The sequence below is a fragment of the Inquilinus ginsengisoli genome (genome assembly GCF_050434925.1).
Classification (GTDB): domain Bacteria; phylum Pseudomonadota; class Alphaproteobacteria; order DSM-16000; family Inquilinaceae; genus Inquilinus; species Inquilinus ginsengisoli_B.
On record NZ_JBNDJK010000001.1, the window covers coordinates 7,239,600 to 7,253,503 of the forward strand.

The 13,904-nt window shown below is 70.1% G+C and carries 13 protein-coding genes; 7 read left to right on the forward strand and 6 right to left on the reverse strand.

Going from position 1 to position 13,904, the window contains the following annotated elements; all coding sequences use genetic code 11:
• Positions 1-2 precede the first annotated feature (2 nt).
• The 7 genes from QFZ27_RS34020 to QFZ27_RS34050 all read left to right on the forward strand — a co-directional run bounded on the left by QFZ27_RS34020 (position 3) and on the right by QFZ27_RS34050 (position 7,684).
• Complete coding sequence (locus QFZ27_RS34020) at positions 3-1,196, forward strand: alanine racemase (protein ID WP_429230922.1); 1,194 nt, start codon at positions 3-5, stop codon at positions 1,194-1,196.
• Positions 1,196-2,449 (forward strand): M20 family metallopeptidase, encoded by a 1,254-nt coding sequence (locus tag QFZ27_RS34025; protein ID WP_429230923.1) that lies wholly within the window; start codon positions 1,196-1,198, stop codon positions 2,447-2,449. The genes QFZ27_RS34020 and QFZ27_RS34025 overlap by 1 nt, the downstream gene beginning before the upstream one ends.
• A 26-nt stretch (positions 2,450-2,475) precedes the next feature.
• The gene (locus QFZ27_RS34030; RefSeq protein ID WP_429230924.1) at positions 2,476-3,147 is read left to right on the forward strand and encodes a GntR family transcriptional regulator; all 672 of its coding nucleotides are present in this window, start codon (positions 2,476-2,478) and stop codon (positions 3,145-3,147) included.
• A 179-nt stretch (positions 3,148-3,326) separates the two neighbouring features.
• Entirely contained in the window at positions 3,327-4,739 is a 1,413-nt protein-coding gene (locus QFZ27_RS34035; protein WP_429230926.1) for a transaminase, read from the forward strand.
• A gap of 96 nt (positions 4,740-4,835) precedes the next feature.
• Positions 4,836-6,119: a glutamine synthetase family protein gene (locus QFZ27_RS34040; protein ID WP_429230927.1), complete on the forward strand. Its 1,284-nt coding sequence runs from the start codon at positions 4,836-4,838 to the stop codon at positions 6,117-6,119.
• On the forward strand, positions 6,116-6,889 hold the full coding sequence (locus QFZ27_RS34045; RefSeq protein WP_429230929.1) for an SDR family NAD(P)-dependent oxidoreductase: 774 nt from the start codon (positions 6,116-6,118) through the stop codon (positions 6,887-6,889). Before QFZ27_RS34040 ends, QFZ27_RS34045 begins: the two co-directional genes overlap by 4 nt.
• Before the next feature lie 36 nt (positions 6,890-6,925).
• Positions 6,926-7,684 (forward strand): SDR family NAD(P)-dependent oxidoreductase, encoded by a 759-nt coding sequence (locus QFZ27_RS34050; protein WP_429230930.1) that lies wholly within the window; start codon positions 6,926-6,928, stop codon positions 7,682-7,684.
• 17 nt (positions 7,685-7,701) lie between these two features.
• On the opposite strand, the gene QFZ27_RS34055 is transcribed toward QFZ27_RS34050, so the two are convergent.
• The 6 genes from QFZ27_RS34055 to QFZ27_RS34080 form a co-directional block, all read right to left on the reverse strand.
• Entirely contained in the window at positions 7,702-8,541 is an 840-nt protein-coding gene (locus QFZ27_RS34055; protein ID WP_429230931.1) for a BtpA/SgcQ family protein, read from the reverse strand.
• Positions 8,538-9,458: a ribokinase gene (locus tag QFZ27_RS34060; protein ID WP_429230932.1), complete on the reverse strand. Its 921-nt coding sequence runs from the start codon at positions 9,456-9,458 to the stop codon at positions 8,538-8,540. Before QFZ27_RS34060 ends, QFZ27_RS34055 begins: the two co-directional genes overlap by 4 nt.
• A gap of 353 nt (positions 9,459-9,811) precedes the next feature.
• Positions 9,812-10,855: an IS110 family RNA-guided transposase gene (locus QFZ27_RS34065; protein ID WP_429230934.1), complete on the reverse strand. Its 1,044-nt coding sequence runs from the start codon at positions 10,853-10,855 to the stop codon at positions 9,812-9,814.
• Positions 10,856-11,025: 170 nt separating this feature from the next.
• Positions 11,026-11,790, reverse strand: a complete 765-nt coding sequence (locus tag QFZ27_RS34070) for a glutamine amidotransferase (protein ID WP_429230935.1) — start codon at positions 11,788-11,790, stop codon at positions 11,026-11,028.
• A gap of 3 nt (positions 11,791-11,793) precedes the next feature.
• A complete protein-coding gene (locus tag QFZ27_RS34075) occupies positions 11,794-12,888 on the reverse strand; it encodes a phosphotriesterase family protein (protein WP_429230937.1) in 1,095 nt (364 codons plus the stop codon).
• A gap of 8 nt (positions 12,889-12,896) precedes the next feature.
• Complete coding sequence (locus tag QFZ27_RS34080; RefSeq protein WP_429230938.1) at positions 12,897-13,892, reverse strand: ABC transporter permease; 996 nt, start codon at positions 13,890-13,892, stop codon at positions 12,897-12,899.
• Positions 13,893-13,904: the final 12 nt, after the last annotated feature.

A 13,904-nucleotide genomic window follows, 5' to 3' on the forward strand; every position in this document is an offset into this window, starting at 1 on the left:
CGATGTTTCTCAACGCCCTGATCGCCAAGAACCGCGCCTTCGTCGAGGCCGCGGTGACGCTGCACCAGTCCGGCGCGGTGCCGGCCAATTCCTACCTGCTGGACCTCGACACCATGCGCGCCAATGCGGCGGCGCTGGCATCGACGGCGAAGGGGCTGGGCCTGACCGTCTACGCCATGACCAAGCAGTTCGGCCGCAACCCCCCGGCGCTGGACGCCATCCGGGCCGGCGGCATCGACCGCTTCGTCGCCGTCGACATGGCCTGCGCCCGGCCGATCCATCGCGCCGGCCACAGGCTCGGCCATCTCGGCCATCTGTCGCAGGTCCCGCGCGGCGAGGCCCGCGAAGGCGCCCGGATGCGGCCGGAGATCTGGACCGTGTTCAACGCCGAGAAAGCGGCCGAGGCAGCGGATGCCGCGGCGGCGGGCGGTCATGTGCAGGGCCTGGTCGCCCGCATCTTCGCCCAGGGCGACCGCTTCTATGACGGCCATGAGGGCGGCTTCGCGGCGGAGGAGATCGAGCGCGTGGCCGACCTGCTGGACGAGCGGCCGGGCGGCCGCTTCGCCGGCATCACCAGCTTCCCGGCCCTGCTGTTCGACGAGGCCACCGGCGTGGTGACCCCGACCCCGAACCTGCGCACGCTGGAGGCGACGGCCCGGCGGCTGGCGGCGACCGGCCGCAAGGACCTCGTGGTCAACACCCCCGGCACCAACTCGGCCGCCGTGATGCAGGTGCTGGCCGAGGCCGGCGCCACCCAGGTCGAGCCGGGCCATGCCCTGACCGGCACCACGCCGCTGCACGCCATCCGCGACCTGCCGGAGAACCCGGCGATGCTGTATCTCAGCGAGATCTCGCACATCCACCAGGGCACGCCGTTCTGCTTCGGCGGCGGCCTCTATGTCGACCCGGTGTTCAAGGATTATCCGGTCAAGGCGCTGGTCGGCGGCGACGCCGATGCGGCGCTGCGCCAGGCGGTGCCGGCGACGATCCCGGCGCCGGCGATGATCGACTATTACGGCAAGCTGCAACCCGAGGCCGGGCAGACCGTGCGGGTCGGCGACACGGTGATCTACGGCTTCCGGGCCCAGGCCTTCGTCCGCCGCGCCACTATCGTGCCGGTCGAGGGCGTGCATAGCGGCGAGCCCAAGGTCCGCGGCATCTGGACCCCGGAGGGCCGCGAGGCGGCATTCACGTGATGGCCGAGGACCTCCACACCCGCATCCGCGCCGCGATCGACGCCGAGGCCGCGGTCGACCTGCTGCAGCGCGCCATCCGCACCCCCAGCGTCACCGGCACCGAGGCGGCGTTCGGCGCGCTGGTGGCCGACGAGCTGGGGCGCCTGGGCTGCGACGGCGTCACGGTCGAGGACTGCCTGCCCGGTCGGCCGGTGGTCTGGGGCGTGCGCAAGGGCAAGGGCCAAGGCAGGCGCCTGATGGTGCTGGGCCATCTCGACACCGTGCATGTCCGCGGCTGGGAGGAGCACTGGGCCGGCGACGTCCGCGAAGATCCGTTCTCCGCCGCCATCGTCGACGGCGAGATCTGGGGCCGCGGCTCGGGCGACCTGAAGGCGGGGATCTGCACCGGCCTGTCGGCGCTGGCCACGCTGGACCGCGCCGGCTGCACCCTGGACGGCGACATCGTCTTCGTCTTCATCGCCGATGAGGAGAGTGGCGAGCCGGGCACCGGCGTCTCGGCCGGGATCAAGGCGGTGGTGCCGAAGATCCGGCGCGGCGAGATCCCGAACGCCGATTTCGCGATCTATGTCGAGCCGACCAAACTGGCCGTGTTCCCGGCCCAGATCGGCTTCTTCATCGCCGAGATCGCGGTCACCGGCCGGTCCGCCTATTTCGGCATGCCGGAGAAGGGTGTCGACGCGCTGAAGGCCGGCCACGCCATCCTGTCGGCCCTGTGGCGCCACTCGGCCGACCTCGAAGGCCGCGGCGAGCACGAGCTGATCGGGCGCGGCTTCCTGCTGGTCACCGGGATCGAGGCCGGCGGCTACATCGCGGTGCCGGAACGCTGCAGCCTGAGCCTGATCCGCAAGCTGCGCCCGGGTGAGGATCTCGGCCGGGCGAAGGACGAGCTGGAGGCCGTGATCCGCGGCGCCGTCACCGACCCCGAGGTGACGGTCGACATCGCCTTCCCGGCCGGCCGCGACCACCCAGTCGGCGGCATGCCGTTCGAGACCGACCCGACGGCGGCGCCGGTGGCGCTGCTGCAGGAGTCGGTGCGGGCGGCGATGCCGGGCCGCGGTGCGATCGAGGGCGCGCCCTTCTGGTCCGAGGGGTCCTTCACCGCGAACCAGCTGGGCATCCCGACGGTCTATTGCGCGCCGGGCGACATCTCGAACTGCCACACCTTCCAGGAGCGGGTGCCGGTGGCCGAATACCTGGCCGGGGTCGAGGCCTTCGCCCTGTTCGTGGCCCGGTACTGCGGCACGGCGGGCTAGCCCGGCATCCACCGAGTGTTGTAGGCGTGGACCTGAACATCGACGGTGCATGGCCCATGCGGGATCTCGCGACGCAGCAGCAGCAGGTCTACCAGACGCTGCGCGAGCAGCTGATCGCCGGCCGGTTCAAGCCCGGCACCGGTGTCAGCCTGCGCGGCATAGCGTCCAGCCTCGACGTCGGGCTGATGCCAGTGCGCGAAGCCATCAATCGGCTCGCGGGCGAGCGGGCGCTGGAGGTCAGGCGCAACGGGCGCGTCAGCGTCCCGGACCTGACACGGCAGCGGTTCGAGGAGTTGATGCAGGCCCGGCTTCAGCTCGAACCGCCCTGTGCCCGCTGGGCGCTTCCTCATCTCGATGCGGACCGTCTCGCCAGGATGGAGGCGTCCGACGCCAGCATGAATTCGAACTACGGCTTGGGCAACGCCGACGCCTACATGCTGGAGAACTACCGGTTTCACTTCGAGCTCTACCGCGCCGGCGGGTCGCAGGTCTTCGTTCCGCTGCTCGAAAGCGTATGGATGCAGTTCGGCCCGTTCATGCGCAGCGTGTACGACATGAGCGAGACCCCGACGATCGTGGACAAGCATAAGATGGCCCTGGAGGCCATCAGGCGACGCGACCAGGATGCCCTCGATGTCGCGATCCGGGCCGACATCCTGGATGCCATGCATCTGTTGCGTCAGACGCTGGCATATTGAACCATCGGCAATCCGCAGTTTGTGATCACATTTTTCGACAATGCCGCCAGATGATGGAACCAGCCTGACCATCATCCCGGCGAAGCCTTGCCCTGCAATGAAACAGCCCCGCTCAAGGTTGACAGCCGCCATTTTCCCGAAGCATTGTGATCACAATTCGACGACACAGGGGATCCGGAGTGCTCGATAGCCAGTCCAGCCCGCAGCATGGCGCTCGCGGGAGCGTCGCTGCGATATCCGCCGCTGCCCACCGGATCCTCGCCGAAGAGACCGCGACCTTCGTCGACCGGCACCCTCGCAGCAAGGCCGTGTTCGACGACACCTCGTCCGGCTTCCTCAACCAGGTGCCGCTGCATTGGATGCGCGACTGGCCGATGCCGTTCCCGATGGTGCTGGCCACCGCCAAGGGCAGCGACGTAACCGACATCGACGGCAACGCCGCCGTCGACTTCTGCCTGGGCGACACCGGCGCCATGTTCGGGCATGGGCCGAAGGCCATTGTCGACGCGCTGGCGCGGATGGCCGAGATCGGCCTCACCACCATGCTGCCCTCCGGGGATGTTGGCGTGGTCGGCCGCCTCCTGTCACAGATCTTCGGCCTGTCGCGGTGGCAGGTGACGGCCACGGCCAGCGACGCCAACCGCTTCGCCTTCCGGGTCGCGCGCGCCGTCACGGGCCGGCGCAAGATCCTGGTGTTCGACGGCTGCTACCATGGCGCGGCCGACGAGACGCTGGTGGATATCGAGGACGGGCGGACGGTCGGCCGCGAGAACCTGCTGGGCCAGGCGGTCGACCTGGCCGAGACCACGGTCTGCATCCCCTTCAACGACCTACCCGCCCTCGAAGCCGCGCTGGCGACCGGTGAGATCGCGAGCGTCGTTGCCGAGCCGGTGATGACCAATTGCGGCATGATCCTGCCGCAGGCCGGATTCCACGCAGCGCTGCGCGAGCTGACCCGGGCGCACGGAACGCTGCTGCACATCGACGAGACGCACACGATCTCGACCGGGCTCGGCGGCTACACCAAGATCCATGGGCTCGAGCCCGACATCCTTGTCGTCGGCAAGCCCGTCGGCGGCGGCGTGCCCGTGGCGGTCTGGGGCATGACCGAGGCGATCGCGGGCCGGCTCGACGCCGTCCGGGCCGCCAAGAGCGGCATCGGCCACTCCGGAATCGGCACGACGCTGTCGGGAAGCGCGCTGCAGCTGGCGTGCCTGCGAGCGTGCCTGGAGACAGTCATGACCGGCGCGGCCTACCAGACGATGAACAGGCTCGCCGATCGGATCGAAGCGGGGTTCTCCGCCGCGATCGAAAACGCCGGACTGCCCTGGCATGTCAGCCGCGTCGGCGCCAGGCTGGAGGTCGTGTTCGCACCCAGCCTGGTCAGGAATGCGGCCGAAGCCCGCGCCGCGGCCATTCCCGTGGTCCAGAAGGCGATTCATCTCGCGCTGCTCAACCGCGGCTATCTTCTGACTCCGTTCCACAACATGGTCCTGGTGGCGCCGACGACCTCCGAACCGCAGGTGGCAGGGCTGGTCGCCGGCTTCGGGCAGGTCCTGTCGCGACTGATGGCTGGGGCGGTGGCCAAATGAGCGGTGCCCGGCCCATCGGCGCCGCGCCGATCGAGGAAGCCGAGGCCTTCCTGGCGCAGCATGAGGACATCGCGGCCTTCGACCTCGTGCTGATCGATGCCAACGGCGTGGCGCGCGGCAAGATCATCCGGCGGCACGAGCTCCTGCCCGCTCTTCCGCTCCGGCCGCCACCTGCCGGGGTCGATCCTGGGGCTCGACGTCTCCGGCGCCGATGTCGAGGAGACCGGGCTGGTGTGGGATGACGGCGACGCCGACCGCTCGGCCTGGCCCATTCCCGGCTCTCTCGTGGAACTGCCCTGGACCTCGCCCCGGCGCGGCGAGGTCCGGGTCAGCCTGTACGAGCTCGACGGCTCGCCGATGGCGGCCGACCCGCGCCACGCTCTGGCGGGCCAGATCGAGCGGTGCAGGTCGATGGGCATGTCCCCCGTCCTGGCATTCGAGCTGGAGTTCTATCTCCTCGACGCGGAGCCTGACGCCTTCGGCAAGCCGAGGGCCGCGCGGATGCCTTTGACCGGGGATCATCCGCGCGGAAACCAGGTCTACAGCGTGGACGCGCTCGACCAGCTCACCCCCTTCACCGAAGCGCTCTACGACTGCGCCGCGGTGCAGAAGCTGCCGGTCGAGACGCTGATCTCCGAATACGCCCCCGGCCAGTACGAATTGACCCTGCGCCATCGCGACGATGGCCTGCGCGCGGCCGATGACCTGGTGATGCTCAAGCGCCTGGTCCGGGGCCTGGCCCTGCGCCACGGCATGCGGGCGAATTTCATGGCCAAGCCGTTCGCCGACCGCGCCGGCTCCGGCATGCATCTGCACGCCAGCCTGGCGGATTCGTCGGGCCGCAACCTCTTCGCCGACGAGGGCGATGACCTGGCGCCGCTGCTGCGGCACGCGATCGCCGGGGTGCAGCAGACCATGGCGGAGTCCATGCTGGTGTTCGCCCCCAACCTCAACTCCTGGCGCCGGTTTGCCCGCAACAGCTACGCCCCGACGGCCCCGACCTGGGGACGCAACAACCGCAGCGTCGCGATCCGGGTGCCCGCCGGCAGCCCGGCGAACCGGCATTTCGAGCATCGATCGCCCAGCGTCGACGCCAACCCCTATCTGGTGGCGGCGACGGTTCTCGCCGGCATGCGCCACGGCATCCGGAACCGGCTTCAGCCGGATGCGGAAGCGTCCTCCTACAGCAGCGGCGACGACGGCGTGCTGCCGCCCGACTGGCGATCGGCGATCGAACGGGCCGCCGGGTCCGGTTTCATCAAGGACGCGCTGGGCGAACGGCTCGCCGCCGTCTTCGTCGCGCTCAAGCGGGCCGAATATGTCCGCTTCGCCGCCGAGGTGACCGCGGAAGAGTTCGCCTACTACGGAGGCGTCATATGAAGGCTGGCCGCCACGTCGTTGTCGTCGGCGGGGCCGGCGGCATGGGGATCGAGATCGCCAGGGCCTTCGCCGCCGCGGGCGACAGGATCACCATCGCCGATCTGCCGGGGGATCGCATCGAGGCTGCCGCGGCCGTGCTGGCGGAGATGAAGGCCGACGGCACCGTGATCGAGCTCGACATTCGATCGGTCGGGCAATGCCGCCGCGCGGTCGAGCAGGCAGCGGCATGGGGCCAAGGCATCGACGTGCTGGTCAACGCCGCCGGGATCTGGCTCGAAGGACCCTCGGCGGAGGTCGCGGAAGACGAATGGGACCGCGTCCTCGACGTCAATCTCAAGGGCGCCTTCTTCATGATCTCGGCGGCCATTCCCCATCTGGTGCGGTCGCGCGGCGCGGTGGTGAACATCGCATCGGATGCCGGCCTGGTCGGCAACAACGGCGCTGCCGTCTACTGCGCCTCGAAGGGCGGGCTCGTGCTCCTGACCAAGGCGCTGGCGCTGGAGCTGGCGCCGCAGGGCGTCCGGGTCAACGCCGTCTGCCCGGCCGATGTGGCGACGCCGATGCTGGAGCGGCAGGCCGAGATCTATGGCGGCGGCGACCAGGACGGCTATCGGGCCAATCTGCTCAAGCACTATCCCCAGGGCCGGTCGGCGCGGTTCATCCGGGCCGAGGAGGTGGCCCGGCTGGTGCAGTTCCTGTGCGAGGACAAGGCGGCGCCGATCACGGGGGTGGCGCTGCCGATCGATTTCGGCGTCACCGCCGGCTACTGAGGCCCATTCGTCTGCGAGACCCGGGAGGCCGATGCGATGACCGTCTTCACCACAGCCCTCGTCACCGGCGCCGGCGCCAGGGACGGCATCGGCATCGCGATCGCGCGCAGGCTTGCGGACAAGGGCCTCACCGTCTTCATCACCGGCGCGACCGACCGCATCCATGCCCGGGCCTCGGAACTGCGGGCGGAAGGCCTGGACGTGACCTCCTACACCGCGGACCTGACCAAGGCCGCCGAAGTCTCGCGCCTGCGCCAGGACGTGGGCGCCGTCGATATCCTGGTCAACAATGCGGGCATGGGCTCGGTGGCCGCGCCCGCTGTGCAGCGCCCGTTCCTGGAACTGGACGAAGCCGACTGGGACGCCGGGATCGACGTCAGCCTCAAGACGGCGTTCCTGGTGACGCGCGCCTTCCTCGGCGCGATGACGGAAAGCGGGCGGGGCGGCCGCATCGTCAATGTCGCGTCCGTGACGGGTCCCCTGGTCTCGAATCCCGGGGAGGCGGCGTATTCGGCGGCAAAGGCCGGGATGGTGGGGCTGACCCACGCCCTGGCCCTCGAGGTCGCCCGGTACGGGGTGACCGCAAATGCGGTCGCGCCGGGCTGGATCGAGACCGGGGCCTCGACGGAGGAAGAGCGGATCGCGGCCCGGCACACGCCGCCCGGCCGGGCGGGAACGCCCGACGAGGTGGCGGCGGCCGTCGCCTTTCTGGCCTCGGCCGAAGCGAGCTATGTGAACGGCTCGCTGCTCGTCGTGGACGGCGGCAATATCCTGCAGGAACGCAAGCTGGGCTGAGAGACCGGTCTCTGACCCTACCGGTCGATGCCGGCGATGAAGCGGCGCACCCGCTCCGGGTCGACCGGGTTCCACCACACCCCGTCCCGCTTCAGCGCGCTGGCGACGATCACCGCGTCGACCACGTCGAGGATGGCGTTGACGTTGTCCGGCGTGACGCCGCTGCCGACCAGCGACGGCAGCGTGGTGGCGCCGGCAATGGTGCGGATGTAGTCGAGATCGGCCGCGTGGCCGGTGCGCTGGCCGGTGGCGATGACCGCGTCGGCGTCGAAGAACTCGACGTCGCGCACCAGCTCCTCCACCGGCCGGTCGCCGGTGATGGCGTGGGCGCCGTGCTTGACATGGGCATCGGCGAAGACGCGGATGCCGTCGGCCCGCAGCCGGGCGCGGTAGCGCAGGGCCCGCGCCGCCTCGCCCTCGACGAAGCCTTCATTGGCGACATAGGCGTTGGCCCATTGGTTCACCCGGATGAAGGCCGCCTGCGCCGCCGAGGCGATGGCGAAGGCCGGGACCGCGGCGTTGGCCAGCACGTTGATGCCGATCGGCTTGCCGAACTGTTGCCGGATGCGGTCGGCGATCACCGCCATGTGCGACGCCGTCTCCGGCCCGATGTCGTCGGGCTTGGAAAACGGGATGTCGCCGTGATTCTCGACGATGACCCCGTCGCAGCCGCCGGCCAGATAGGCCTCGGCGTCGGCCATGGCGCGGTCGGCGATCGCGTCGACCCCACCACCGCGATACTGCGGCGCGCCGGGCAGCGCCAGCAGGTGGACGACGCCGATCACCGCCTTGGTCCGGCCGAAGATGTCGCGGATGGCGTGGCCGCGATTCTCGGCCACCGCTTTGGTCTCGGTCATCGCTCGGCCCCTCCTCGGGCCAGGCCAGCAGGCAGGATCGCTGCGATCTCCGCCCGTGTCGGAAAGGAAGACAGGACGCCCGGCCGAGTCACGCCGATGGCGGCGGCCTGGATGGCGACGGGCAGCGCCGTCTCGATCGCGGCGCCGAGGTCGAGCAGCCCGGCCAGCACGCCACACAGCAGGTCGCCGGCACCGACGGTGTCGACCGCCGTCACCGCGGGGGCGGGAAAGTCCCGCCGCCCCTCCGCCGTGACCAGCGAGGCGCCGGCGGCGCCGAGGGTGACCACGACCATGGGCACGCCGCGGCGCAGCAGCGCCTGCGCCGCCCGGTGCGGGTCGGCATCGCCGCCCAGCCGGCAGGCCTCGCCCCGGTTGACCACCAGCAGGTCGGTCAGCGGCAGAACGGTGGCGTAGGAGTCGCGGATCGGCGATGGATTCAGCACGGTGCCGGTACCGCGTTTGCGGGCCAGGGCGAAGCCGTCGCGCACCGCCGCGATGCGCAGGTTGCCCTGCATCAGCAGCAGGTCGCCGGGCCGCAGCGCCGCGTCGAGGTCGGTGCCCTGCGGCGGGGCGAAGCGGTCGGCGCAGCCGGTGACGCTGACGATGGTGTTCTCGCCGGCGGCGTCGACCTGAATCATCGACCGGTCGGTCGGACAATCCAGCCGGATCAGCCCGGCGGCGTCGATCCCCTCCGCTGCCAGCCGTTCGGCCACCGCCTCGCCCGGCCGGTCGGAGCCGATCGCCGCGAGCAGCCGGACCCGGGCGCCGGTGCGCGCCGCCGCGACCGCCTGGTTCAGCCCCTTCCCGCCCAGATCCTCTGCCATGCCGTCGGCCACCACCGTCTCCCCCGGCTCCGGGAAGCGCTGGAGCCGGTAGAGGGTGTCGAGACAGGCGTTGCCGACGACGTGGACGGTCATGGTGATGTCCGGCGTATCAGAGCCGGCTCCCCTCCTCCACTGTCATTGCCGGGCTTGACCCGGCAATCCATATGTGGACGGCCCCCTGCCTGCAAGGCATTTGGGCATGGTCAGGGAGCGGATCGCTAGCATCCATATGTCCGGCCTGTTGAGTGCGGTCGCGATGACCGCTGGCCAAGATGATATCCACGGCGGGAGTTCCAGACAGGGGCGAGACGTTGAGGCGCCACTGGATTGCACGGAGTGTCTCCCGGCTTGGATCGATCGATCCCAATCATCTGCTCGTCAGCTTGCAGGTCCGGCCTCAGCGGGAGCGGGCGAGCCCGTGAGGGCTCCCGCTCGCCGCGGAGCTCTCAGGCGCCGAGGGTTGCGGCGGCGGGTTGGGGGCGATAACGCTCGCCGGAGACCATCAGCTTCCAGGCGATGCGGGCGATCTTGTTGGCCAGCGCCACGGCGGCGAGCTTGGCCGGCTTGCGGGCGACGAGATCGAGCAGCCAGGGCGGGGCCGAGCGGCTGGTGCCGCGGCTGACCTGCCGGATCACGGAGGTGGCGCCGACCACGAGCTGGCTGCGCAAGGCCTCGTCGCCGGCGCGGGTGATGCCGCCGAGCCGCTGCTTGCCGGCGGTGTTGTGGTTCTTGGGCGTGAGGCCGATCCAGGCGGCGAAGTCGCGGCCGGAGCCGAAGCGCTGGGGCTCGGGCGCCCTCAGCACCAGGATGGTCGCGCCGACCGGCCCGATGCCGGGGATCTCGGCCAGGCGACGGCTCGCCTCGTCCTGCCGGTGCCAGGCCATCAGCCGGGCGTCGGCGGCCTCGACCTGCACCTCGAGCCGGGCATGCTCGCAGGCCAGCTCGGCGAACAGGGCCCGCGCCGTCTCCGGCACCGTCGGATCTTCCTCGATCCGCCGCAACAGCGCCGTGATCTTGGCCGGGCCCTTGGCGGCGACCAGCCCGAACTCGGAGGCATAGCCGCGGATCGTGTTGATCAGCTGGGTCCGCTGCCGCACCAGCCGTTCGCGCAGCCCGGCCAGCATCAAAGCCGCCTGGGTCTCGGCGCTCTTCACCGGCACCAGGCGCTGCCGCACCTTCGGCCGGCTCATCGCCTCGCAGATCCCCTCGGCATCCGCCGCGTCGGTCTTGCCGCGCGGCACGTACGGCTTGACGTATTGCGGCGGGATCAACTCCACCTGATGGCCCAGCGCCTGCAGCTCCCGAGCCCAGTAGTGCGATCCACCACAGGCCTCCATCCCCACCCGGCACGGCGGCAGCTTGGCGAAGAACTTCAGCACGTCCTGACGCCGCAGCTTCTTCCGCAGCACCACCTGCTCCGCTGCATCCACCCCGTGCAGCTGGAAAACACTCTTCGACGTGTCCATCCCAATGCGCGTAATCTCGGTCACGGACGGCCTCCTTCGATGAGATCTTTGACAGCCTCATCCTGGCACACTGATGCCGTTCGGGGGCCGTCCACCTCATCAGGGGTCACTCAGAGCGGCATCGACATTCCCTGGATGCCCGGGTCAAGCCCGGGCATGACAATAAAGGGAAGAGTGAAGGCACCAGCGGCTCCTCAGCCTTTCCCGATCGTCCAGGCCAGGGCCTGGGACCACAGGCGGCCATAGCCGTCCCAGGCGGCGAAGTCCGGCGGCAGCCAGTGCGGGCCGATGTCGGAGGTCCAGGCCAGGGTGCGGCCCGTCCCGTACTCGCCGATCACGAGCAGCGGCAGGTCGCCGTATTCGGCGCCGACCGTGGCCAGCACCTGGGCGCCCGGCTTCGGCCTGACCTCGTTGAAGCCGAGCAGCGCCGGCCACGGGCCCGGCAGCCCGGCCAGGATCGGGTGGTCGGCGACCAGCTTCGGATCGAAGCCCTCCGGCACCTCGACACGGTCGTCGACCGGCAGGATCTCGACCGGCAGCGCCTCCTCCACCGCGGTCTTGTGGAAGCGGGCGCCGCCATTGATGCCCTGGAAGCTGTAATAGCCGCCGAACATCAGCAGGCCGCCGCCGCCGCGGACATAGTCGCGCAGCAGCTTCAGCCGGTTCGGCGTGCGCTTGCTGTGGACCCAGGTGTCCGGGTGCAGCAGCAGCGTGTTGGCGCCGATGTCGGACAGGATCACGGCATCATAGGCCTGCAGGCCCTCGAGCGTCTGCGGGAAGTCGCGCTGCGCCAGATGTGCCGGCATGTAGTGGATGTCGAAGGGCGAGTCCTTCAGCGCCTCCAGCAGCGGCTCGGCGCCCTGGTGGTAGGTCACGGTCGGGAACTGGTCGAAGCCCTTGATGTGGGTCGCGGTCGAGACCCAGGATTCGCCCGCCAGCAGGATCTTGTGCTTCGCCATAAGTCAGGCCTTGGTGTTGTGGGCGGCGGAGAAGACGCGCCGCGGATTGTCGATCAGCAGCCGGTCGATCGTCGCGCGATCGACGCCGTGCCGGCGCAGCCGCGGCACGAAATGCTTCAGGATGTAGCCGTAGCCGAAGCCGCCATAGCGGGTCAGCATCATCTTCAGGAACACGTCCTGCGACAGCAGCAGCCGGTCTTCATGGCCGGACTCGATCAGGCTGACGATCGCCCGGGCGTTCTCCTCGTCGCTCGGCGACTGCGCCTTCTGGTCGGCATAATAGTAGTCCATGCCGATCATGTCGTACTCCAGGAAGGCGCCACGGTCGGCCAGCGCCCGCTGGTAGGTGAGGTCGGAGTGGCTCGGGTTCATGTGGCACAGCACGGTGTGCCGCAGATCCGCCCCCTCCTCCTCGATCACGTCCAGCACGCGATGGGCCAGCCGCTCCCACCCCGGCAAGTGGATCGACAGCGGCACGCCGGTGCGGCGCGCGGCGCGGGCGGCGCCGCGCAGCGACTTCTCCTCCTCGGCCGTGAAGTCCTTGCTGACGCCGATCTCGCCGATCAGCCCGGCCGGGATCACCGGCGCGTCATCATCCTCCGGCGGCGGCGCCCCACCGACGTCGCGCACGATCATCTCGGCGATGGTGTCGGCGTCCATGGTCCGCACCTCGGCGGGATGGGACTGGCCGAGGTAATAGCCCGCGCCCATGACGATGTTCAGCCCGGTGCGGCGGCTGATGCGCTGCAGCGCCTCCGGATCGCGGCCGATGCCGAGGCAGGTCGGGTCGACCACGGTGGCGCCGCCCAGCTCGGCGAATTTGCCCAGCTCCTCCACCGCCAGGTCGGTGTCGAGCAGGAAGCAGTTGTCCCGGTTCAGGAACGGGTTCATCCGCAGCTCGCCGATCATGGTGATGTCGATCGGCTTCTCGGCCAGGGCGATATGGCTGGCGCAGCAGGGCCGGCGCCACCAGCTGGAGGTGTCGAGCAGGATGTGCTCGTGCATCAGGGTCACGCCCATGGCCGCGACCGGGATCGGCCCCAGCACGGTCATGACCTGGCCGGAGCGCACGCCGATGGTGCTTTCTGTGGTCGTCATGGTGGCCCTCAGCGGCGGGTCGTGGTCCGGAAGATCCGGAAGTTGAGCCAGATCGCGATCAGGATGATCACGCCCGTGATGATGGGCGTCAGGAACGGCGACATATGGGCCAGGATCAGGCCGTTGCCGATCACCGCCACGGTCAGGGCGCCCAGCACGGTGCCGATCATGGTGCCCCGGCCGCCGAACAGGCTGGTGCCGCCCAGCACTACCGCGGCGATGACGTCGAGCTCGAACCCCGCCCCGGCATTGGCCGAGCCGCTGCCCAGCCGCGCCGCGATCACAACGGCGGCCAGCGCCGCGGCGGCGCCGGACAGGACATAGACCAGCATCGTCACCCGCCGGATGTTCACCCCGGCGCGGCGCACCGCCTCGGCATTGGCGCCGATGCCGGTGACGTAGCGGCCGAACCGGGTCTGGGTGAAGATCAGGACGCCGAGCGCCAGCACCGCGACCGCGATGATCGCCGGCAGCGGCAGCCCGGCCACCCAGCCGCGGCCGATGATGACGAAGGCGCTGCCGGGATCGACCGGGATCGAATAGCCCTGGGTGATCAGCAGCGCCACGCCGCGGATGATGCCGAGCCCGGCCAGGGTGACGATGAAGGCCGGGATGCCCTCATAGGCGATGAAGAAGCCCTGCACCGCGCCGATCATGGCGCCCAGCAGCACCAGGCCGATCAGGGCCAGCGGCCAGGGCACGCCGGCCTGCAGCGCCACCGCCGACAGGGCGCCGACCAGGCCGAGCATCGAGCCGACCGACAGGTCGATGCCGCCGGTGGTGATGACGAAGGTCATCGCCGTGGCGACGATCAGCAGCGGCGCGCTCTGCCGCAGGATGTTCAGGATGTTCGCCTCGGTCAGGAAGGCGTCCGTGACCAGGCCGAACAGGATGCAGACCGCCAGGAAGAACAGGAAGATGCTGGCGACGCCGCCATTGGCCATCACCTGGTGGCGCAGCCCCGGCGGCCGGTCGGCCTTGGCCGCGCCCCGCTCCTCGGTCATCGCATTGCTCCC